Below are 21,604 nucleotides of genomic sequence, written 5' to 3' on the forward strand. Positions count from 1 at the left end.
TTTTTTATTATACAGATTCCAGCAATGATAATCAAGGACTTACAGGCGGAAAATAAATCCCATTAACATGACAGAGCAAATAAAAAACGAGACCCGGCTGGATCTCGTTTTTTATTTTATAAGTATTATTCAGTGATAGAAGAAACTACGCCAGAACCAACTGTACGTCCGCCTTCACGGATAGAGAAGCGAGTTCCGTCTTCGATCGCAATTGTTGAAATCAATTCAACGGTCATTTCGATGTTGTCTCCAGGCATAACCATTTCTACGCCTTCAGGAAGCTGAATGATACCCGTTACGTCAGTTGTACGGAAGTAGAACTGAGGACGGTAGTTAGAGAAGAATGGAGTGTGACGTCCGCCTTCTTCTTTAGAAAGAACGTAAACTTCAGCTTTGAATTTTTTGTGCGGAGTGATTGTACCTGGTTTAGCAAGTACTTGACCGCGTTGGATATCTTCACGAGATACACCGCGAAGAAGTGCACCGATGTTGTCACCAGCTTCAGCATAATCAAGAAGCTTACGGAACATTTCAACACCTGTAACAGTTGTTTTGCTGTTTTCTTCTTGAAGACCGATGATTTCAACTTCGTCACCGACTTTAACTTGTCCGCGCTCAACGCGTCCAGTTGCAACTGTTCCACGACCAGTGATTGAGAATACGTCCTCAACCGGCATCATGAACGGTTTTTCAGTATCGCGCTCTGGAGTTGGGATGTATTCATCAACCGCATCCATCAGTTCGAAGATTTTAGCTTCGTAATCAGCGTCACCTTCAAGAGCTTTAAGAGCTGAACCTTTGATAACTGGTACATCGTCACCAGGGAACTCATACTCAGAAAGAAGATCGCGAACTTCCATTTCAACTAGTTCAAGAAGCTCTTCGTCGTCTACCATGTCGCATTTGTTCAAGAATACTACGATGTAAGGCACACCTACGTTACGAGAAAGAAGAATGTGCTCACGAGTTTGCGGCATTGGGCCGTCAGCAGCAGAAACAACAAGGATCGCTCCGTCCATTTGTGCAGCACCAGTGATCATGTTTTTAACATAGTCAGCGTGTCCTGGGCAGTCAACGTGTGCATAGTGACGAGTTTCTGTTTCGTACTCAACGTGTGCAGTAGAGATTGTGATACCGCGCTCACGCTCTTCTGGAGCACCGTCGATTTGGTCGTATGCCATAGCAGTACCTTTACCAGATTTCTTATGAAGCACAGTTGTGATAGCAGCTGTTAATGTAGTTTTACCATGGTCAACGTGTCCAATTGTACCAATGTTGGCATGTGATTTGGAACGGTCGAATTTTTCTTTAGCCATTCTGAAAATCCTCCTTAAAAAGGTTAGTTTTTGTTATATAGAGTGATAGAAAGTGAAAGCGATGTTTCACTTTCTCATCTTACAATAGTATTTATACTTTAATGAAGAGGCAAAATCAATTATTCACCTTGATTTTTTTTGATGATCTCATCAGCAATGCTCTTAGGCACTTCTTCGTAGTGGTCAAAGACCATTGTGAACGTACCGCGTCCTTGTGTGTTTGAACGGAGAGCCGTAGCGTAACCGAACATTTCAGAAAGTGGAACCATCGCGCGAACGACTTGAGCGTTTCCGCGTCCTTCCATACCTTCTACGCGACCGCGGCGTGATGTAATGTCACCCATGATGTCTCCCATGTATTCTTCTGGGATAACGACTTCAACTTTAGAGATCGGCTCAAGAATAACCGGGCTACACTTGCTTGCCGCGTTTTTAAGCGCCATTGAAGCAGCAATTTTAAACGCCATTTCGTTTGAGTCGACATCGTGGTAAGAACCGTCAAACAGTTTCGCTTTGATGTCGATAACAGGGTAACCTGCGACTACACCATTTTGAAGTGAATCTTCAAGCCCTGCTTGAACAGCCGGAATGTATTCACGAGGAACGACACCACCGACGATTGCGTTTTCGAACTCAAAGCCTTTTCCTTCTTCGTTTGGAGAGAATTCGATCCAAACGTGTCCGAACTGTCCGCGTCCACCAGACTGACGTACGAATTTACCTTCAACTTGCGCGCTCGCACGGAATGTTTCACGATACGCAACTTGAGGTGCACCAACGTTGGCTTCAACTTTAAATTCGCGTTTCATACGGTCAACGATGATATCAAGGTGAAGCTCACCCATACCGCCGATGATCGTTTGACCTGTTTCAGGGTCAGTATGCGCACGGAATGTTGGATCCTCTTCAGCCAATTTAGCCAGTGCAGTGGACATTTTGTCTTGGTCAGCCTTAGATTTAGGCTCGATTGCAACGTGGATAACAGGCTCAGGGAATTCCATTGATTCCAGAATAACAAGGTTTTTCTCGTCGCAAAGCGTGTCCCCTGTAGTCGTGTCTTTCAAACCTACAGCAGCAGCGATATCCCCTGCGTACACAGTAGCGATTTCTTCACGGCTGTTGGCGTGCATTTGCAGGATACGGCCGACGCGCTCACGTTTACCTTTTGTTGAGTTTCTCACGTATGAACCGGAATCAAGAGTTCCTGAGTACACACGGAAGAACGTCAATTTACCAACGTAAGGGTCAGTCATAACTTTAAATGCAAGTGCTGAGAAAGGTGCGTCGTCAGAAGATTCACGAGTAACCTCTTCTTCAGAATCAGGCAGAGTACCTTTGATTGCTGGTACGTCAGTTGGAGACGGCAGGTAGTCAAGAACTGCGTCAAGCACCAATTGAACACCTTTGTTTTTGAAAGCCGAACCACAAAGAACCGGATAGAACTCAACGTTACAAGTTCCTTTGCGGATTGCCGCTTTCAGCTCGTCAATTGTGATTTCTTCGCCTTCCAAGTACTTCATCATAAGCTCTTCATCAAGCTCAGCGACAGCTTCAATCAAGCTAGCGCGAAGCTCTTCAGCTTTGTCTTTGTACTCGGCAGGGATTTCACGCGCATCAGAGCGTGTTCCGAGATCATCTTCATAGTAGTACGCAACGTTTTCTACAAGGTCAATGATCCCTTCGAAATTGTCTTCGGCGCCAATCGGTAATTGGATCGCGTGAGCGTTCGCCTCAAGACGGTCTCTAAGAGTTCCTACAGAGTAAAGGAAGTCCGCACCCGTTTTGTCCATCTTGTTGACAAATACGATACGAGGTACTCCGTAAGTTGTTGCCTGACGCCAAACTGTTTCAGTTTGCGGCTCAACGCCTGATTGTGCGTCAAGAACGGCAACGGCACCATCAAGTACGCGCAGGGAACGTTCAACCTCAACTGTGAAGTCTACGTGTCCTGGTGTGTCGATGATGTTTACGCGGTAGCCTTTCCACTGTGCAGTTGTTGCAGCAGATGTGATTGTGATACCGCGTTCTTGTTCCTGCTCCATCCAGTCCATTTGGGAAGCCCCTTCATGAGTTTCACCAATTTTATGGATACGGCCTGTGTAGAACAAGATACGTTCAGTTGTTGTCGTTTTACCGGCATCGATGTGAGCCATGATTCCGATATTACGAGTTTTTTCTAAGGAGAACTCTCTTGCCATTGGGTCTTTTCTCCTTCCTTCTTAGGGAATAATATTTTGTCGTGTGAGATTACCAGCGATAGTGAGCGAACGCTTTGTTTGCTTCAGCCATCTTATGAGTATCTTCACGTTTCTTAACAGCAGCACCAGTGTTGTTAGCTGCATCAAGGATTTCGTTAGCTAAACGCTCTTCCATCGTTTTTTCTCCACGAAGACGAGCGTAGTTTACTAACCAGCGAAGTCCAAGAGTCGTACGGCGTTCAGGACGAACCTCTACAGGTACTTGGTAGTTCGCACCACCTACGCGGCGTGCTTTAACTTCAAGCACTGGCATGATGTTCTTCAATGCTTGTTCGAAAACCTCCATTGCATCGTTGCCGGTACGTTCTTTAATAATATCGAATGACTTGTATAGGATTGTTTGAGCTTTACCTTTTTTACCGTCGATCATCATTTTGTTGATCAAACGAGTAACCAGTTTAGAGTTGTAAAGCGGATCAGGTAAAACGTCTCTTTTTGTTACAGGACCTTTACGTGGCATCTGATTATCCTCCCTTCTCTTGTTACGGGTTTACAGTAAGCAGAGGGATTTCACGGTTCAGCTGCCGGGATCAAACTGACGCTTGGCGCGAAAAGCCTGATGCCCTTAACAGCATTGCCAGAACTCCTTGCTTTTAAAAACCCTATTATTTGTATTTAAACGCAATTATTTTTTCTTAGGACGTTTTGTACCGTATTTAGAACGGCCTTGTGCACGGTTTTCAACTCCGGCAGTATCAAGTGCACCACGCACGATGTGGTAGCGTACCCCCGGTAAGTCTTTTACACGTCCACCGCGGATCAATACGACACTGTGCTCTTGCAGGTTGTGTCCGATACCAGGAATGTAGGCCGTAACCTCGATTCCGTTAGTTAAGCGAACACGGGCATATTTACGAAGCGCTGAGTTCGGCTTCTTCGGTGTCATAGTACCAACACGGGTACATACTCCGCGTTTTTGTGGTGAAGATACGTTAGTGTGCTCTTTCTTGAAGCTGTTGTATCCTTTGTTAAGTGCTGGAGACTTAGATGTTTCAACTTTGCTTACGCGTCCTTTGCGGACTAGCTGATTAATTGTAGGCATTTTGTATTTCCTCCCTTCATCATGTTTTATAACCCACATACCCAGGTGGTTCATTTAAAAGCAAAAAACAATGCCTTTGCATAAAAGCAAAAACAACGAGTACGTTATTGAATAATGGCAACAGCTGCAGCTCCGACTTCAATTCCGCAGGCTTTGCCGAGCTTTTTCATGGACTCTGCCATTGAGACGGGAACCCCTTGTTCATTTGCCAGGTTAATAACACCAGACGTCAGACAAGGATCAGCGTCTTCTGCTACGACGACTTCCTTAACAGAATTGCGCTTCAGCGCTTTGACTGTCTGCTTCGTACCGATAATAATAGATTGAGCCTGTGATACTTTATCATAAGACATCATATATCCTCCAAAGTAACAGGTTTAAATTGAGCACCTTGGTTATATTATCATCCTGAAAGAAGGATGTCAACAGATGATGACAATTTTTAGTGACATCCTTCTTTAGGATTTTTTTATCTATTCAGCCGGAACCATTTCATCAGATGATTGGACTTGCAATACCGGCTTCACTTTACGATAGTTCAGCATACCCGTTCCAGCAGGAACAAGCTTACCGATGATAACATTCTCTTTCAGGCCGAGAAGCTCATCACGTTTTCCTTTGATCGCGGCATCTGTCAGGACACGTGTTGTTTCCTGGAATGACGCGGCAGACAGGAAGGAATCCGTTTCAAGCGATGCTTTGGTGATACCGAGAAGCACCGGACGGCCTGTTGCAGGGCGTTTGCCTTCAAGCAGAACTTTTTTGTTTGCTTCTGTAAACTGGTGAATATCGAGCAGCGTGCCTGGCAGCACATCCGTGTCGCCGGCATCAATGACACGCACTTTGCGAAGCATCTGGCGAACCATAACCTCGACGTGCTTATCTCCGATTTCAACCCCTTGCATACGATAAACCTTCTGCACTTCATGAAGGAGGTATTCTTGCACCGCGGTGATGTCAGTGACTTTTAGAAGCTCTTTCGGATCGACCGAACCTTCTGTCAGTACTTGACCACGGGAAATTTTCTCTCCTTCAGTGACTTTCAGGCGCGCGTTGTAAGGCGCCGTATATGAACGGCTTTCAACTTCGCCCTGAACGACGATTTCCTGCTGTTTATCGCGGACTTCATTAATTTCGGCCACGACACCGTCAATTTCAGAGATTGTCGCTTGACCTTTAGGGTTTCGCGCTTCAAACAATTCCTGGATACGCGGCAAACCTTGTGTAATATCGTCTCCGGCAACCCCGCCCGTATGGAAGGTACGCATCGTTAACTGTGTACCCGGCTCACCAATGGACTGGGCAGCGATGATTCCGACTGCTTCCCCGACTTCGACATCGGTTCCTGTTGCCAGGTTGCGGCCGTAGCATCGTTTACATACACCATGTGACGTATTACATGTAAATGCGGAGCGGATCCACACTTCTTCAATGCCTGCTTCGACAATTTCGAGCGCTTTATCTTCGTCGATCAGCTCGTTTTCATTCACGAGCACTTCTCCTGTTTCCGGATGTTTAACAGGTTTTCTCGCGAATCGGCCGACAAGACGCTCTTCAAGACGCTCGATCACTTCTGTGCCTTCCGTGATGGCCTTGGCAAGAATGCCTCGGTCGGTACCACAGTCAGTCTCACGAATGATGACGTCTTGGGCTACGTCTACGAGACGGCGTGTCAGGTAACCTGAGTCGGCTGTCTTCAGGGCCGTATCCGCAAGACCTTTACGCGCACCGTGAGTAGAAATAAAGTACTCGAGTACCGTTAAACCTTCGCGGAAACTTGACTTGATCGGAAGTTCGATGATCCGTCCAGCCGGGTTGGCCATCAGACCGCGCATACCCGCAAGCTGCGTAAAGTTTGATGCGTTACCCCGGGCTCCGGAATCACTCATCATGTAGATCGGGTTGATTTCATCCAAGGATTTCATCAGCTTGCCTTGGATCGTATCTTTAGCTGCACTCCAGATGGAAATGACCCGTTCATAACGCTCTTCTTCAGTAATCAGACCGCGTCTGAACTGCTTCATCACGTTATCGACTTTTCCTTGCGCTTCTTCAAGGATTTCCTGTTTGTCATCCAATACGACGATATCGGAAACACCAACCGTAATTCCGGCTTTTGTAGAATATTTAAAGCCGAGGTTTTTCATGCGGTCAAGCATTTTTGATGTTTCTGTAATATGGAATCTTTTGAAGATCTCCGCAATGATTTTACCCAAAATGCCTTTTTTGAACGGCTGGTTGATTTCCTGGTTCTTGATGGCTTCTTTAACATCTGCACCGTAATCCAAGAAGAAACGGTCAGGCGTTTTTTCTTCAATGTTGCTCTTCGTCGGTTCGTTCATGTACGGGAACGACGGCGGAAGAATTTCGTTGAAGATCAGTTTTCCGACAGTTGTAATGAGCAGCTTGGAACGCTGTTCTTCTGTAAATGTTTCATTTTTCAGGGAGTTAACCGCAACGGCTACTCTCGTATGCAAATGAACATATCCGTTTTGATAAGCAAGAAGCGCTTCATCCGTATCTTTGAAAACCATACCTTCGCCGACTGCACCAGAGCGTTCCAGCGTCAGATAGTAGTTTCCAAGTACCATATCCTGAGACGGCGTAACAACCGGTTTTCCGTCTTTAGGGTTCAGGATGTTTTGCGCAGCAAGCATAAGAATGCGCGCCTCAGCTTGCGCCTCTGCTGATAAAGGAACGTGAACCGCCATTTGGTCTCCGTCAAAGTCAGCGTTGTATGCCGTACATACAAGCGGATGAAGACGGATGGCACGGCCTTCAACAAGCGTTGGCTCAAACGCCTGAATACCCAATCTGTGAAGCGTAGGTGCACGGTTGAGAAGCACAGGGTGTTCTTTGATAACTGATTCAAGGACATCCCAGACTTCCGGCTGAACGCGCTCAATTTTACGCTTCGCACTCTTAATGTTGTGAGCAAGACCTTTTTCAACAAGCTCTTTCATGACGAATGGCTTGAACAGTTCCAGCGCCATTTCCTTCGGAAGACCGCATTGATACATTTTCAGGTTCGGACCTACGACGATAACCGAACGTCCTGAGTAGTCAACACGTTTACCGAGAAGGTTTTGACGGAAACGGCCTTGTTTACCTTTCAGCATGTGAGAAAGGGATTTTAACGGTCTGTTTCCCGGACCTGTAACAGGACGGCCTCTGCGTCCGTTATCGATCAACGCGTCTACGGCTTCTTGAAGCATGCGCTTTTCGTTTTGCACGATAATGCTTGGCGCTCCAAGATCCAAGAGACGTTTTAAACGATTGTTTCGGTTGATGACACGGCGGTACAAATCGTTCAGATCGGAAGTTGCAAAACGTCCACCGTCAAGCTGTACCATAGGTCGCAGCTCAGGCGGAATGACCGGAAGAACGTCCAGGATCATCCATGACGGCTTATTTCCGGAGTTGCGGAATGCTTCCAATACTTCCAAGCGTTTGATCGCACGTGTGCGGCGCTGTCCTTGTGACGTTTTAAGCTCTTCTTTCAGCATATCCACTTCTTTATCGAGGTCGATATCCTGAAGGAGCTTATGAATCGCTTCAGCACCCATTGATGCTTGGAACTTATTTCCGTATTTATCAAGGTACGCGCGGTACTCTTTTTCAGAAAGAAGCTGTTTTTTCTCAAGCGGTGTATTGGCCGGATCTGTTACAACGTAAGAAGCAAAGTAAATGACTTCTTCCAATGCGCGCGGAGACATATCCAGCACAAGACCCATACGGCTCGGAATACCTTTAAAATACCAGATGTGAGAAACCGGGGCTGCCAGCTCGATATGCCCCATTCTCTCACGACGGACTTTAGCCCGGGTTACTTCAACTCCACAACGGTCGCAGACTACGCCTTTATAACGAACCCGCTTGTACTTTCCGCAGTGGCATTCCCAGTCCTTTTGAGGACCGAAAATGCGCTCGCAGAAGAGACCATCTTTTTCAGGTTTCAAAGTACGATAGTTGATTGTTTCAGGCTTTTTCACTTCTCCGTAAGACCATGAACGGATTTTGTCAGGTGAAGCGAGACCGATGTTCATATACTCAAAATTGTTCACATCCAGCAAGGGGCCTACCTCCCTTTTTATCTTCGGGTTATACCCTGTCACTTGCGTATATCATTCGTTTATTCTTTTGTGACGACATCGCGTTCTGCGTCAGCAGAAACGAACTCTTCGGACTCTTCATCATTCGGCAGAGAAAGCCCTTCGTTTTGTTTCGCGTCTTCGTCGTCTTCCAAGTCTCTCATTTCGATTTCTTCTTCGTCGCTTGATAGAATTTTGACGTCCATACCTAAGCTTTGAAGCTCTTTGATCAATACTTTGAATGATTCCGGAACACCAGGTTCTGGAACATTGTCGCCTTTTACGATGGCTTCGTATGTTTTCACACGGCCTACGACATCATCCGATTTAACAGTCAGGATTTCTTGAAGCGTGTATGCTGCACCGTAAGCTTCAAGCGCCCAAACTTCCATCTCTCCAAAACGCTGTCCACCGAACTGCGCTTTACCTCCGAGAGGCTGCTGAGTAACGAGTGAGTAAGGACCTGTTGAACGTGCGTGCAATTTGTCGTCAACCATGTGAGCCAGTTTGATCATGTACATGATACCGACAGAAACACGGTTGTCAAACGGCTCTCCAGTTCGGCCGTCGTAAAGGACGGTTTTTGCGTCTCTTGACATGCCGGCTTCTTCAAGCGTTTCCCACACGTCTTCTTCACGGGCACCGTCAAATACCGGTGACGCGACATGGAGACCGAGGCGGCGTGCAGCCATACCAAGGTGAAGCTCCAACACCTGCCCGATGTTCATACGCGATGGTACGCCCAGCGGGTTTAACATGATGTCAATCGGCGTTCCGTCAGGCAGATACGGCATATCTTCCTCCGGAAGGATTTTCGAAATAACACCTTTGTTACCGTGGCGTCCGGCCATTTTATCCCCTTCAGAAATTTTACGCTTCTGAACGATGTAGACGCGGACGAGCTGGTTAACGCCCGGAGGCAGTTCGTCTCCGTCTTCGCGGTTGAACACTTTTACATCAAGGATGATACCGCCGCCTCCGTGAGGTACACGCAGCGACGTATCGCGAACTTCACGCGCTTTTTCTCCGAAGATGGCGTGAAGCAGGCGCTCTTCGGCTGTAAGCTCAGTAACACCTTTAGGCGTTACTTTACCAACAAGAAGATCTCCGTCTTTCACTTCAGCACCGACACGGATAATTCCGCGTTCATCAAGATTGCGAAGAGCGTCTTCGCCGACGTTTGGAATATCGCGTGTGATTTCTTCAGGTCCGAGCTTAGTATCCCGGGCTTCTGATTCGTATTCTTCAATATGAATAGACGTGTATACGTCGTCTTTTACAAGGCGTTCACTCATGATGATGGCATCCTCGTAGTTGTAGCCATCCCATGTCATAAAGCCGACCATGACGTTGCGTCCAAGGGCAAGCTCACCTTTTTCCATGGACGGACCGTCAGCTAAAATTTCACCTTTTACAACCTCATCACCGACGCTTACGATCGGACGCTGGTTGTAGCAAGTTCCCTGGTTGGAACGAACAAACTTCAGCAGGCTGTATTTATCAAGGTTCCCTTTGACTTTCTGGCCGTCGACTTCTTCATAGCGACGCACCCAGATGTTTTTCGCTTCCACCCGTTCAACGATTCCAGGGTGGCGGCAAATAACAGCGGCACCGGAGTCTTTCGCAGATACATACTCCATTCCGGTTCCGACGATCGGCGATTCAGGCTGCATAAGAGGTACAGCCTGACGTTGCATGTTCGCTCCCATAAGGGCACGGTTTGAGTCATCGTTTTCCAAGAAAGGAATACATGCAGTCGCGGCAGAGACAACCTGTTTAGGCGAAACGTCCATATAGTCGACGCGGTCTTTCGGAACAACGGTGTTCTCCCCTCTGAAACGGGCGACGATGCTGTCGTCCACAAAAGATCCGTCATCATTCAGGCGTGCGTTTGCCTGGGCAACGACATAGTTGTCTTCTTCATCAGCTGTCAAGTAATCGATTCTCGGCGTTACTTTTCCAGTCTCAGGGTCAACGCGGCGATAAGGCGTTTCGATGAAGCCGAAACGGTTCACTTTCGCGAATGAAGAAAGCGAGTTGATCAAGCCGATGTTTGGACCCTCAGGGGTTTCAATCGGACACATCCGGCCGTAGTGGGAATAGTGAACGTCACGGACTTCCATTCCGGCGCGCTCACGGGTCAAACCGCCCGGTCCGAGCGCTGACAGACGGCGCTTATGCGTCAGCTCAGCAAGCGGATTCGTTTGATCCATAAACTGAGAAAGCTGCGAGCTTCCGAAAAACTCTTTAATTGATGCGATGACAGGGCGAATATTGATCAGCTGCTGCGGCGTGATCGTGTTTGTATCTTGAATAGACATTCTTTCACGAACAACACGCTCCATTCTGCTTAAACCGATACGGAATTGGTTTTGCAGAAGCTCTCCCACTGAACGGAGACGGCGGTTTCCTAAATGGTCGATATCGTCGGTATCGCCCACTCCGTGAAGCAGGTTAAAGAAATAGCTGATGGAAGAGATAATATCAGAAGGTGTAATATTTTTAACGCCTTCTTCAATATAAGCATTTCCAATCACATTGATTGTCTGCTCCCCTTCTTGATCTGTCGGGGCATAGATTTTGATAGACTGAAGCGTCACTTCATCTTCGACAACTCCGCCGTTCGGATACAGCTTTTTAAAACCGATTCCGTTTTCAAGGTACGGCAGGACTTTGTCAAGCGTTCTTCTGTCTAAAATCGCGCCTTTTTCGGCAAGGATTTCGCCTGTTTCAGGATCGACCAGCGTTTCAGCAAGCCGCTGATTAAACAGTCGGTTTTTGATGTGAAGCTTTTTATTAATTTTATAACGTCCTACACTTGCAAGGTCATATCTTTTCGGATCAAAGAACCTTGAATCAAGCAGGCTTTTTGCGTTTTCTACTGTAGGCGGCTCCCCTGGACGAAGACGCTCGTAGATTTCAAGAAGCGCTTTATCGGTGTTTTCCGTATTATCTTTATCAAGCGTATTGCGCAAATACTCGTTTTCACCGATGAGATCAATGATCTCTTGGTCAGATCCGAAGCCAAGAGCACGCAAAAGAACCGTAACCGGCAACTTACGTGTGCGATCGATGCGTACGTAAACAACATCTTTCGCATCAGTCTCGTATTCTAACCATGCGCCACGGTTTGGAATGACAGTCGCGGTAAAACCTTTCTTACCGTTTTTGTCTACTTTACCACTAAAATATACACTTGGAGAACGAACGAGCTGAGATACAATGACCCGTTCCGCACCGTTGATAATAAAGGTTCCAGTGTCTGTCATAATAGGGAAATCACCCATGAAGACATCCTGATCCTTTACTTCGCCGGTCTCTTTGTTGATTAAGCGAACTTTAACCCGCAGCGGAGCTGAGTAGGTCACATCGCGCTCTTTTGATTCTTCTACCGGATACTTAGGCTCGCCCAAGCTGTAGTCGATAAATTCCAGAGAGAGGTTACCAGTGAAATCCTCAATTGGCGATATGTCTTGAAACATCTCTCTAAGACCCTCATCAAGAAACCACTGATAAGAAGAGGTTTGAATTTCAATGAGATTTGGTAATTCTAACACTTCGCTAATGCGTGCATAGCTTCTGCGCTGGCGGTGTCGTCCATACTGAACTAGTTGACCTGTCAACTGATTCACCCCTCAAATCATGCGTAATATATGTGTAACAAGCATTTCTTCCGCAAATATGTAAGAAATACTTTTACAAGACAAAAGAAAAAAGGGTTTCTAATTTAGAAAACCACATCCAAAAACAAAATACCGATTTTATTAGTGTTCCCAATAATGTATATTTTATACAAACCTAGGCGTTTCTTGAAAACAGCAGCAAAATATATACATTGGCATTTTATAATATTAACATAGCTGAAAATCCGAGTCAAACTTTTTTTGCTTTGATGATATAGTACCCTTTCTTTTTGTGAACGACTTCAACGTCCGCAAAAAGTTCTTTTAATTTTTCAATGGCAGAAGGCCCGCCTTGTTTTTTCTGAATGACGACCCACAGCTCTCCTGAAGGCCGCAAATGTTCAGCGCTTTTTTCAAAGATGGCGTGCACAGTTTTTTTCCCGGCGCGTATGGGGGGATTAGTAATAATAGAAGCGAATTTTTTTGCAGGTTCGACGTTGGCAAACAGATCACTCTGATAGATCTTTATGTTGTCGATCTGATTATTTAACGCGTTTTCCTTCGAAAGTTCGACAGCTCTTTCATTAACATCGATCATGTGAACCATTCGATCTTCGAAATCCGCAGCAAGCGAAAGACCAATCGGGCCATAGCCGCAGCCTACATCCAAAAAATCACCTTCTGCATCCGGTTCCCGGAAAGCTTCAATCAGCAGCCTTGAGCCAAAGTCCACTTCTCTTTTTGAAAAAACTCCGCTGTCGCTGATAAAAGTAAACGTCCGGTTTCTCAAGTGAAATGCCCACGTTGATCTGCTGCTTTTTGCTGAAGGTTTTTCCGAATAATAATGGTCAGTCATCACAGAACCTCCTCAGTTGGTGAACTCTCAAGATATCTTGAAACAAGATGGCTTATCTTATGCGGAAGGGACTACAATTAATTAGCAAAGAAAAAGCCCGCTTTTAAAAGCGAGCTTTCCCCTAAAGATTAGGTGAAGATTACTTAACTTCTACAGAAGCGCCAACTTCTTCAAGTTTAGCTTTAAGCTCTTCAGCTTCTTCTTTCGCAATACCTTCTTTAAGAGGTTTTGGAGTGTTGTCAACAAGTTCTTTAGCTTCTTTCAAGCCAAGACCAGTGATTTCACGAACCACTTTGATAACTTTGATTTTTTGATCTCCTGCACCAGCAAGAACAAGATCAAATTCAGTTTGTTCTTCAGCAGCACCGCCTGCAGCAGCTCCGCCAGCTACAGCTACAGGAGCAGCAGCAGTTACGCCGAATTCTTCTTCGATTGCTTTTACTAAGTCGTTCAATTCAAGTACAGTTGCTTCTTTAACGGAAGCAATGATTTCTTCGATATTTAAAGCCATTTGTAATTCCTCCATTTTGTTTTATTTTTTAGATACTGACAAAATTAAGCGCCTTGTTCTTCCTTTTGTTCTGCAACAGCTTTAGTTGCAAGAGCAAGGTTGCGAACTGGAGCTTGAAGTACGCTAAGCAACATAGAAAGCAAGCCTTCGCGAGATGGAAGTTCAGCAAGAGCTTTCACTTCTTCAACTGTAGACACTTTGCCTTCGATTACGCCCGCTTTGATTTCAAGAGCTTCGTGCTTTTTAGCAAACTCGTTAAGAACTTTAGCTGGAGCGACAACATCTTCAGTGCTGAATGCAATCGCATTCGGTCCTGTTAAGAAATCGTTCAAACCATCAAGTTCAGCTTGTTCAACCGCACGGCGAGTCATCGTGTTTTTGTACACTTTGAACTCAACGTTAGCTTCGCGAAGCTGTTTACGAAGTTCTGTTACTTCAGCTACGTTAAGGCCGCGATAGTCAACGATGATCGTTGATTTACTTTCTTTCAGTTTAGAAGTAATTTCTTCAACAACAACTTTTTTTGTTTCAATTGCGCTGCTCATGGTTACACCTCCTGTAAGATTCATCTGTGTAACACTTATACCGTTCGGTGATCACGTTCTTTAACGACATGTTCCATATAAAAAGCCTCCATTCGACATGGAGGCTGTATATACAAGCATACGTAACGCTAGAGCTGTGATATATATACACCTCGGTAGGAAATTAAGCCTTATCGGCACCTACTGTCTACGGTATAAATGGACATATTTTATTTTTACAACGTTTTGAATTATATCAGAACGTCTTATTAAAAGTCAATATTATTTTACGTTGAAAGTTGAAGGGTCCACTTTGATTCCAGGTCCCATTGTAGATGTAACAGAAACGTTTTTCACGTATACACCTTTAGCAGCAGCAGGTTTCGCTTTCAAAATTGTGTCGTACATTGTCGCGAAGTTTTCTACAAGCTTGCCTTCTTCGAATGACACTTTTCCGATTGGAACGTGGATGTTTCCTGCTTTATCAACGCGGTATTCAACTTTACCCGCTTTGATTTCGTTGACTGCTTTTTCAACTTCAAATGTAACCGTTCCTGTTTTAGGGTTTGGCATAAGACCTTTTGGTCCAAGCACGCGTCCGATTTTACCGACTTCACCCATCATGTCAGGAGTCGCAACGATCACATCAAAATCAAACCAGCCTTGCTGAATTTTGTTGATGTAATCTGCATCGCCTACGTAGTCTGCACCAGCAGCTTCTGCTTCTTTCGCTTTTTCACCTTTAGCGAAAACAAGAACGCGCTGAGTTTTGCCTGTTCCGTTTGGAAGTACAACTGCACCGCGGATTTGCTGGTCGTTTTTACGAGGGTCAACACCTAAACGGAATGCTGCTTCAACAGTAGCATCGAATTTAGCTGTGTTTGTTTTTTTCACAAGCTCAATCGCTTCGTTTACGTCGTAAGCTTTTGTACGCTCTACAAGCTTGGCAGCTTCGACGTATTTTTTACCTTTTTTAGCCATTTTAAAATTTCCTCCTTAGTGGTTTTAGCGGAATAACCTCCCACGAATAAGGGTTGCGAACTTGTCTATCCAAACTCGCAACCCAGCAAAGAGACAAAAATTAGTCTTCGATCACAATACCCATACTGCGGGCAGTTCCTTCAACCATACGCATAGCCGCTTCAACATCTGCCGCATTTAAGTCAGGCATTTTTGTTTCGGCGATTTCACGTACTTTATCGCGTTTAACAGTTGCGACTTTATTACGGTTAGGCTCACCAGAACCTGACTCAATGCCAGCCGCTTTTTTAAGCAATACAGCAGCAGGCGGAGTTTTTGTGATAAATGTAAATGAACGGTCTTCGTAAACCGAAATTTCTACAGGAATGATCAGACCAGCTTGGTCAGATGTACGAGCGTTAAACTCCTTACAGAATCCCATGATGTTAACACCGGCTTGACCTAACGCAGGACCAACTGGCGGAGCTGGATTCGCTTTCCCAGCAGGAATTTGCAATTTTACAACTTTAACTACTTTTTTAGCCACGAGACACACCTCCTTAAGTCCGTGATGTGGTAATAGGGTGAACCCTCCCACTCAAGGTCTCATTCTTTATATGAATGATGAAAATATCAAGCTAGCTGCCTTGACCTTTTTGCCAAGACGCACCTTTGTATATTATCACTTTTATATAGTGATTTCAAGCGCTTTTCCATTACAATTTGTCAACTTGAGTAAATTCGAGCTCAACCGGGGTCTCTCTTCCGAACATATTAACAAATACTTTGACTTTATTTTTGTCGTGGTCGATCTCTTCGATCGTCCCTGTGAAATCAGCAAACGGGCCATCGATAACCTTGACGGTTTCTTTTAATTCAAAGTCAATTTCTGTTTTTCTTTCTTCAAGTCCCATCCGCTTCAGGATTTTTTCCGCTTCGCCCGGAAGCAGCGCAGTCGGCTTTGAACCTGATCCGGCAGAACCGACAAAACCGGTCACGCCAGGCGTATTTCGAACAACATACCAGGAATCATCCGTCATGACAAGTTCGACAAGTACATACCCAGGAAATACTTTCTTTTTAACGACTTTTTTCTTGCCGTTTTTAATATCGGTTTCTTCCTCTTCAGGTACAACGACGCGGAATATCTTATCTTGCATCCCCATCGATTCTACCCGCTTTTCCAAATTCGCCTTTACTTTATTTTCATAGCCGGAGTACGTATGAACCACATACCATTTCTTTTCCATTCTCATTCAGGACCCTTTCAGTCCTTCCCTCCCCACACCTTAAAAGTTTATTGGCCGTACCGGGAAACTGACACTTTCTTTTATACGAGCCTCATATTTTGAAACAATGAAAAAACCCGTTAAACGGGTTTTTTGGCAAGTCATATTTAGATCTATTATAACACGTTATGCTGATCATTATTCAACTATTAAACGAATTAATTGCGTAATACCCGAATCGATGAGTGCAAAAAAGATGGCGAAAAAGACAACGGTGGTGATAACTGTGATCGTATAGCGCGTTAATTCTTTTCCTTTAGGCCAGGTGACCTTTTTCATTTCTTTTCCGACATTCTTTAAAAATTTGATAATACCCATGGTAAGAAACCTCCACAACCTAAAAACAAAAACACCTATTTTGTTTCCAGATGTACTGTATGTGAATTGCAGTTATTGCAGTATTTCTTTACTTCGAGCCGTTCAGCCAAAGCTGCGGAGCTTTTCATTGTCGTATAATTACGATTTCCGCATTTTTTGCAGGCCAACGTTACTTTTTTCTTCATGTTTACACCTTTTTCTGGACGATCATTTCCTAAGTAACATATCACAGTCATAAAATGACTGTCAATATGCCATAAGCAGCGGCTACAAGCTGATTTCGCGGAGCTCCAGGTACTTTTCAAGCTTCCTTTTGACACGCTGGAGCGCATTATCGATCGATTTCACATGGCGGTTTAGTTCTTCGGATATTTCCTGATAGGATCTTCCGTCGAGATAGAGCGCAAGAACTTTTCTTTCTAAATCACTAAGCAATTCTCCCATTTTCAGCTCGATATCATCGAATTCTTCCTGATTGATGATCAGCTCTTCAGGATTCATAACCTTGGCTCCTGAAATGACGTCGAGAAGCGTCCGGTCTGATTCCTCGTCATAAATGGGCTTGTCCAGCGACACATAAGAATTGAGCGGAATATGTTTCTGGCGAGTAGCTGTTTTGATAGCGGTAATAATTTGGCGGGTAATGCATAATTCTGCAAAAGCTTTGAATGAAGTCAGCTTGTCCTCTCTAAAATCACGGATAGATTTGTAGAGTCCAATCATGCCTTCCTGAACGATATCTTCCCGATCAGCTCCGATTAAGAAGTAGGATCTTGCTTTTGCCCTTACAAAATTACGGTACTTTGTAATCAAGTAATCTAACGCATCACTGTCTCCGACATGAACCATTTCAATGACCTGCTCGTCTTCCAACTGGCAAAAACGTTCTTTGCTGAACTGCTCTTTGCTGAATTTTCCCTGGTTGTTTTGTAAGTTCACTCCGATCCCCCCGACCGCACGTAGATAGAAATATTATACAGTAATGGACAAAAAAGCGTCAACCTAATCCAAGTCGCCACGCCGCCATTTTTCGAAGATCTTCAAGACATCTTCTGACAATGGAATTTTCCCTGCAGGACGTTCTGAGGTGATTTGTTTCACCCTTTTTTCGATTTGCCTTTCGATCGCTTCGACTTCCCTGAGCAGCTCCCTGGCCGATTTGCGCAGGGCCCCCTGGCCAAAAATCGCCCACTGCTCTGTGTAATCGGATGTGGCAACATGGAGCTGCGTCTGAATATTATTCAAGTCTGACACCAGTTTCTCGATCCGTTCATCAGCCGTTTCATTTTCCCTTGTAAATATCACTTCTACGCGATGATTAACCTTCTTTTTCTCAATTCCTTTAACGAGATGCGCATCAAAGACAACGATTACCCGAAATCCAGTATACGATTGATATTCCGCCATCTTCTGAATCAACAGGTCCCTTGCTTCTTCAAAACTGTTTTCTTTTAAATCTTTCAGCTGAGGCCATGCCCCAATCATGTTATAACCGTCGACCAACAGGATGTCCATTCCGTCTATTCTCCCAGAGGGCTTCGTTTCCGGTACACTTCATACATCAGCAGGCCGGCTGCAACTGAGGCGTTCAGGGACGTGACTTTTCCCGCCATCGGCAGGCGAATGAGAAAATCACATTTCTCTTTAACTAGCCTTCCCATGCCTTTTCCTTCGCTGCCGATGACAAGCGCAAGCGGCATATTTCCGTCCAGTGACCTGTAGTCCTGTTGTCCAGACGCATCGGTACCGACGACCCAAATGCCCCGTTCCTTCATTTCTTCCAGGGTCCGCGACAGGTTGGTCACTTTGACGACCGGAATATGTTCGATGGCTCCTGTCGAGGCTTTGGCGACAGTCGTCGTAAGGCCGACCGCGCGCCTTTTCGGAATGATGATGCCATGCGCCCCGACCGCGTCTGCGGTGCGCATAATAGAGCCCAGATTGTGCGGATCCTCAATTTCGTCTAATACGAGGATAAACGGCTGTTCATTTCTGTCTTCGGCCTTTTGAAACAGATCATCCAGCTCGGCATACTCGTAAGCCGCGACCTGGGCGACGACGCCTTGATGCTGTCCGGAAACCATTTGATCGAGTTTTTTTCTTGGGACATAATGAATCGTGATGCCTTTTTTGGCGGCGAGCTCGACGACTTGCTGGGCCTGTCCCTTCACTGTGTTTTCCGCCATCCACAGCTTATACAATTCCCGGCCGGACTTTAATGTTTCGATGACCGCGTTTTTTCCTATGACGTAATCATGCTGTTGACTCATTTGACTTCCTCCCTGCCATCCCGTTTTTCCAGCGCTGCTTTGATGAGTTCATTAAGCCTATCTTCCCTGTTCTCAAGAAAAAGATACCCGATGACCGCCTCAAAAGCCGTACTGTAACGATATGTTTGGACATCCGTGTTTTTCGGTACCGTTCCGGATTTGGCATTCCGTCCTCTTCTCAGCACAGCCTGTTCTTCCTCGGTGAAAAATTCCTGCTCCTCCAGCGCAAACAACATGCTTGCCTGCGACTTGGCGGAGACATAGCGCCTCGACTGTCTGTGCAGATCGTTGGGCCTTGTCATGCCTTGCTTTAAGAGGTGATGCCTGACGTATACCTCTAATACGGCATCACCCATGTAAGCAAGCGCCAAACCATTCAGCTGTTTGGCGTCTTTAATGGTTTCCAAATTCATGTTTATGATTCTCCTCTTTTCCAGCGCGTACCCTGTGGAGTGTCCTCCAGGATAATGTTCATGCTTTTCAGCTGGTCGCGAATCTGGTCAGATGTTGCAAAGTCACGGTTTCTGCGGGCTTCATTGCGCTTCTCGATCAGTTCTTCGATGTCCTTATCCAAAAGTTCCTGTCCCTTCAGGGAGAAGCCGAGCACTGAGCAGATTTCGTCAAACAGCTGTAGAAACGCCTGAATGACATGTTCTGCAGTATTCTTTTCCTGCAGATAGTAGTTGGCGTGTTTGGCCAGATCAAACAGGACGGAAATGGCATTCGCTGTATTGAAATCATCGTCCATTGCCTTTTCGAAGGCTTTTCGCTGCTCTTCAATTTTTTCAAGCCATTCTGAATCGCCCTCTGTTAAATTTGTACTGCTTTTCAGGCGATACTGCAAATTGCTATAAGCTGTTTTTAGACGCCCAAAAGCGTTTTTTGTGTTCTCGAGAAGTTCGACCGAATAGTTGATCGGATGTCTGTAATGAACAGACAGCATGAAAAACCGCAGCACTTGGGGATCATGCTCTTTAATAATGTCATGTACCAGCACAAAGTTGCCGAGCGATTTTGACATTTTCTCATTATCGATATTAATGTAGCCGTTATGAAGCCAATATTTTGCGAAAGGCTTCCCTGTCAATGCTTCCGATTGGGCAATTTCGTTTTCATGATGCGGGAAGGCCAAATCCTGACCGCCGGCGTGAATGTCGATCGAATCGCCCAAATATTTTTTCGCCATCGCAGAGCACTCGATATGCCAGCCGGGACGGCCTTTTCCCCAAGGGCTATCCCAGGAGATTTCGTTATCTTTAGCCGCTTTCCATAATGTGAAATCGAGCGCATCTTCTTTCTTTTCGCCCACTTGAATCCGGGCGCCTGATCTCAGTTCATCGACCGATTGGTGCGACAGCTTTCCATAGCCTTCAAACGATCTTGTTTTATAATAAACATCTCCGTCCGCCTCATAGGCATAGCCCTTATCGACCAGTGTCTGAATAAAATCGATGATCTCATCCATGTTTTCAGTGACGCGCGGATGGCAGTCAGCTTTTGTGCAGCCCAGTGAACCGACATCTTCGAAGTATGCCTTAATAAAGCGTTCGGCGATGACCGGCACTTCCTCGCCAAGCTCATTTGCCGCTTTAATTAATTTATCATCGACATCGGTAAAATTAGAGACATATTGGACGTCATAGCCTTTATACTCTAAATACTTTCTGACCGTGTCAAACACGATTGCCGGCCTTGCGTTTCCGATGTGGATGTAGTTATATACGGTCGGACCGCACACATACATTTTGACCTTGCCTTCTTCAAGAGGCACAAACGGCTCTTTTTTTCGTGTGAGAGTATTATACAGTGTTAGTGTCACAGCTCATCTTCCCTTTCTTTTCTCCGGAGCTCTTGTTTCAGCTGCCTGATTTCGTTTTCTAATTCTCTGAAGCGGTCAGCCACCGGATCCGGCAAATCCTGGTGATTCAAGTCGCGTCTGATTTTCTTTCCGTTTTGTACGACGACGCGGCCCGGGATGCCGACAACGGTGGAACATTCAGGCACATCGTGCAGGACGACAGAGCCGGCGCCGATTTTCGCCCCTCTTCCGACTGTAATAGATCCAAGCACTTTTGCCCCTGTTGAGACCAGGGCATCGTCCTCGATTGTCGGATGCCTTTTGCCTTTTTCTTTTCCTGTTCCCCCAAGCGTCACGCCCTGAAAAACCGTGACATTGTTTCCGATCTCACAGGTTTCGCCGATCACTACCCCCATGCCGTGATCAATGAAAAATCTCCTGCCGATCTTGGCACCTGGGTGAATTTCGATTCCCGTAAAGAAGCGGGCGATTTGAGAGATCGTTCTGGCGATGAAAAACCTTTTTCTTTTATATAAAGCATGTGCAATTCGATGTGCCCATATAGCATGTAAACCTGAATAAGTTAAGATGACTTCAATGTAGCTTCTCGCAGCTGGATCTTGGTCAAATACGACGTCTACATCTTCTTTCAGCATTTTAAAGAACACATGATTCCCCCCGTTCCCCGCTTCCTTTGTCTCTATTATCAAACCATATAAAAAACGCCTCTGTCTAATGACAGAGACGC

Annotated in this window: 21 protein-coding genes and 2 other annotated features (1 of these 23 only partly in view); all 21 genes read right to left on the bottom strand. The window is 45.6% G+C overall.

Annotation, left to right across the window (positions count from 1 at the left end; all coding sequences use genetic code 11):
• Positions 1-125: 125 nt before the first annotated feature.
• Positions 126-1,316: an elongation factor Tu gene (gene tuf, locus BTA31_RS21715; protein ID WP_043925504.1), complete on the bottom strand. Its 1,191-nt coding sequence runs from the start codon at positions 1,314-1,316 to the stop codon at positions 126-128.
• Between the two features lie 119 nt (positions 1,317-1,435).
• Positions 1,436-3,514: an elongation factor G gene (fusA, locus tag BTA31_RS21720; RefSeq protein WP_076794182.1), complete on the bottom strand. Its 2,079-nt coding sequence runs from the start codon at positions 3,512-3,514 to the stop codon at positions 1,436-1,438.
• Positions 3,515-3,563: 49 nt separating this feature from the next.
• Positions 3,564-4,034: a 30S ribosomal protein S7 gene (rpsG, locus tag BTA31_RS21725; protein ID WP_076762588.1), complete on the bottom strand. Its 471-nt coding sequence runs from the start codon at positions 4,032-4,034 to the stop codon at positions 3,564-3,566.
• A 165-nt stretch (positions 4,035-4,199) separates the two neighbouring features.
• On the bottom strand, positions 4,200-4,616 hold the full coding sequence (gene rpsL / locus BTA31_RS21730; RefSeq protein WP_003178315.1) for a 30S ribosomal protein S12: 417 nt from the start codon (positions 4,614-4,616) through the stop codon (positions 4,200-4,202).
• A gap of 104 nt (positions 4,617-4,720) precedes the next feature.
• The gene (locus tag BTA31_RS21735) at positions 4,721-4,969 is read right to left on the bottom strand and encodes a 50S ribosomal protein L7ae-like protein (RefSeq protein WP_043925501.1); all 249 of its coding nucleotides are present in this window, start codon (positions 4,967-4,969) and stop codon (positions 4,721-4,723) included.
• A 120-nt stretch (positions 4,970-5,089) separates the two neighbouring features.
• On the bottom strand, positions 5,090-8,689 hold the full coding sequence (rpoC, locus tag BTA31_RS21740; RefSeq protein WP_043925500.1) for a DNA-directed RNA polymerase subunit beta': 3,600 nt from the start codon (positions 8,687-8,689) through the stop codon (positions 5,090-5,092).
• Positions 8,690-8,748: 59 nt separating this feature from the next.
• Positions 8,749-12,330 (bottom strand): DNA-directed RNA polymerase subunit beta, encoded by a 3,582-nt coding sequence (gene rpoB, locus BTA31_RS21745; RefSeq protein WP_076794185.1) that lies wholly within the window; start codon positions 12,328-12,330, stop codon positions 8,749-8,751.
• 250 nt (positions 12,331-12,580) lie between these two features.
• Positions 12,581-13,186, bottom strand: coding sequence for a class I SAM-dependent methyltransferase (locus BTA31_RS21750; protein ID WP_043925498.1), 606 nt, complete (start codon positions 13,184-13,186; stop codon positions 12,581-12,583).
• Between the two features lie 139 nt (positions 13,187-13,325).
• The gene (rplL, locus tag BTA31_RS21755) at positions 13,326-13,697 is read right to left on the bottom strand and encodes a 50S ribosomal protein L7/L12 (RefSeq protein WP_043925497.1); all 372 of its coding nucleotides are present in this window, start codon (positions 13,695-13,697) and stop codon (positions 13,326-13,328) included.
• Between the two features lie 44 nt (positions 13,698-13,741).
• Positions 13,742-14,242 carry a 50S ribosomal protein L10 gene (gene rplJ / locus BTA31_RS21760; protein ID WP_003178304.1) on the bottom strand — a complete coding sequence of 167 codons (501 nt, stop codon included), beginning with the start codon at positions 14,240-14,242 and terminating at the stop codon, positions 13,742-13,744.
• 69 nt (positions 14,243-14,311) lie between these two features.
• Positions 14,312-14,453: a sequence feature (ribosomal protein L10 leader region), on the bottom strand.
• 50 nt (positions 14,454-14,503) lie between these two features.
• Positions 14,504-15,202 carry a 50S ribosomal protein L1 gene (gene rplA, locus BTA31_RS21765; RefSeq protein WP_043925496.1) on the bottom strand — a complete coding sequence of 233 codons (699 nt, stop codon included), beginning with the start codon at positions 15,200-15,202 and terminating at the stop codon, positions 14,504-14,506.
• Between the two features lie 100 nt (positions 15,203-15,302).
• On the bottom strand, positions 15,303-15,728 hold the full coding sequence (gene rplK / locus BTA31_RS21770) for a 50S ribosomal protein L11 (protein ID WP_003178300.1): 426 nt from the start codon (positions 15,726-15,728) through the stop codon (positions 15,303-15,305).
• Positions 15,729-15,897: 169 nt separating this feature from the next.
• Positions 15,898-16,431, bottom strand: a complete 534-nt coding sequence (gene nusG / locus BTA31_RS21775; RefSeq protein ID WP_003178298.1) for a transcription termination/antitermination protein NusG — start codon at positions 16,429-16,431, stop codon at positions 15,898-15,900.
• 177 nt (positions 16,432-16,608) lie between these two features.
• Positions 16,609-16,788, bottom strand: a complete 180-nt coding sequence (gene secE / locus BTA31_RS21780; RefSeq protein ID WP_043925495.1) for a preprotein translocase subunit SecE — start codon at positions 16,786-16,788, stop codon at positions 16,609-16,611.
• Positions 16,789-16,823: 35 nt separating this feature from the next.
• Positions 16,824-16,973, bottom strand: a complete 150-nt coding sequence (rpmG, locus tag BTA31_RS21785; protein WP_076794187.1) for a 50S ribosomal protein L33 — start codon at positions 16,971-16,973, stop codon at positions 16,824-16,826.
• An 82-nt stretch (positions 16,974-17,055) separates the two neighbouring features.
• Complete coding sequence (sigH, locus tag BTA31_RS21790; protein WP_003178288.1) at positions 17,056-17,727, bottom strand: RNA polymerase sporulation sigma factor SigH; 672 nt, start codon at positions 17,725-17,727, stop codon at positions 17,056-17,058.
• Between the two features lie 63 nt (positions 17,728-17,790).
• Positions 17,791-18,303: a ribosome-dependent mRNA decay endonuclease Rae1/YacP gene (gene rae1, locus BTA31_RS21795; RefSeq protein WP_020449848.1), complete on the bottom strand. Its 513-nt coding sequence runs from the start codon at positions 18,301-18,303 to the stop codon at positions 17,791-17,793.
• A 5-nt stretch (positions 18,304-18,308) separates the two neighbouring features.
• Positions 18,309-19,058: a 23S rRNA (guanosine(2251)-2'-O)-methyltransferase RlmB gene (rlmB, locus tag BTA31_RS21800; RefSeq protein WP_043925493.1), complete on the bottom strand. Its 750-nt coding sequence runs from the start codon at positions 19,056-19,058 to the stop codon at positions 18,309-18,311.
• Positions 19,055-19,471, bottom strand: a complete 417-nt coding sequence (locus tag BTA31_RS21805) for a Mini-ribonuclease 3 (protein WP_003178284.1) — start codon at positions 19,469-19,471, stop codon at positions 19,055-19,057. Before BTA31_RS21805 ends, rlmB begins: the two co-directional genes overlap by 4 nt.
• Positions 19,472-19,473: 2 nt before the next feature.
• A complete protein-coding gene (cysS, locus tag BTA31_RS21810) occupies positions 19,474-20,877 on the bottom strand; it encodes a cysteine--tRNA ligase (RefSeq protein ID WP_076794190.1) in 1,404 nt (467 codons plus the stop codon).
• Positions 20,874-21,524 (bottom strand): serine O-acetyltransferase, encoded by a 651-nt coding sequence (gene cysE / locus BTA31_RS21815; protein WP_043925491.1) that lies wholly within the window; start codon positions 21,522-21,524, stop codon positions 20,874-20,876. Before cysE ends, cysS begins: the two co-directional genes overlap by 4 nt.
• Before the next feature lie 69 nt (positions 21,525-21,593).
• Positions 21,594-21,604: a binding site (T-box leader), on the bottom strand (it continues 221 nt past the right edge of the window).

Source organism: Bacillus haynesii (assembly GCF_001969855.1).
GTDB lineage: Bacteria > Bacillota > Bacilli > Bacillales > Bacillaceae > Bacillus > Bacillus haynesii.

Excerpts from the sequence above, each read along its gene's own strand:
- tuf (WP_043925504.1), bottom strand. The coding sequence starts at position 1,316 with ATGGCTAAAGAAAAATTCGACCGTTCCAAATCACATGCCAACATTGGT.
- fusA (WP_076794182.1), bottom strand. The coding sequence starts at position 3,514 with ATGGCAAGAGAGTTCTCCTTAGAAAAAACTCGTAATATCGGAATCATG.
- rpsG (WP_076762588.1), bottom strand. The coding sequence starts at position 4,034 with ATGCCACGTAAAGGTCCTGTAACAAAAAGAGACGTTTTACCTGATCCG.
- rpsL (WP_003178315.1), bottom strand. The coding sequence starts at position 4,616 with ATGCCTACAATTAATCAGCTAGTCCGCAAAGGACGCGTAAGCAAAGTT.
- BTA31_RS21735 (WP_043925501.1), bottom strand. The coding sequence starts at position 4,969 with ATGTCTTATGATAAAGTATCACAGGCTCAATCTATTATTATCGGTACG.
- BTA31_RS21750 (WP_043925498.1), bottom strand. The coding sequence starts at position 13,186 with ATGACTGACCATTATTATTCGGAAAAACCTTCAGCAAAAAGCAGCAGA.
- rplL (WP_043925497.1), bottom strand. The coding sequence starts at position 13,697 with ATGGCTTTAAATATCGAAGAAATCATTGCTTCCGTTAAAGAAGCAACT.
- rplJ (WP_003178304.1), bottom strand. The coding sequence starts at position 14,242 with ATGAGCAGCGCAATTGAAACAAAAAAAGTTGTTGTTGAAGAAATTACT.
- rplA (WP_043925496.1), bottom strand. The coding sequence starts at position 15,202 with ATGGCTAAAAAAGGTAAAAAATACGTCGAAGCTGCCAAGCTTGTAGAG.
- nusG (WP_003178298.1), bottom strand. The coding sequence starts at position 16,431 with ATGGAAAAGAAATGGTATGTGGTTCATACGTACTCCGGCTATGAAAAT.
- secE (WP_043925495.1), bottom strand. The coding sequence starts at position 16,788 with ATGGGTATTATCAAATTTTTAAAGAATGTCGGAAAAGAAATGAAAAAG.
- rpmG (WP_076794187.1), bottom strand. The coding sequence starts at position 16,973 with ATGAAGAAAAAAGTAACGTTGGCCTGCAAAAAATGCGGAAATCGTAAT.
- rae1 (WP_020449848.1), bottom strand. The coding sequence starts at position 18,303 with ATGGACATCCTGTTGGTCGACGGTTATAACATGATTGGGGCATGGCCT.
- rlmB (WP_043925493.1), bottom strand. The coding sequence starts at position 19,058 with ATGAGTCAACAGCATGATTACGTCATAGGAAAAAACGCGGTCATCGAA.
- BTA31_RS21805 (WP_003178284.1), bottom strand. The coding sequence starts at position 19,471 with ATGAATTTGGAAACCATTAAAGACGCCAAACAGCTGAATGGTTTGGCG.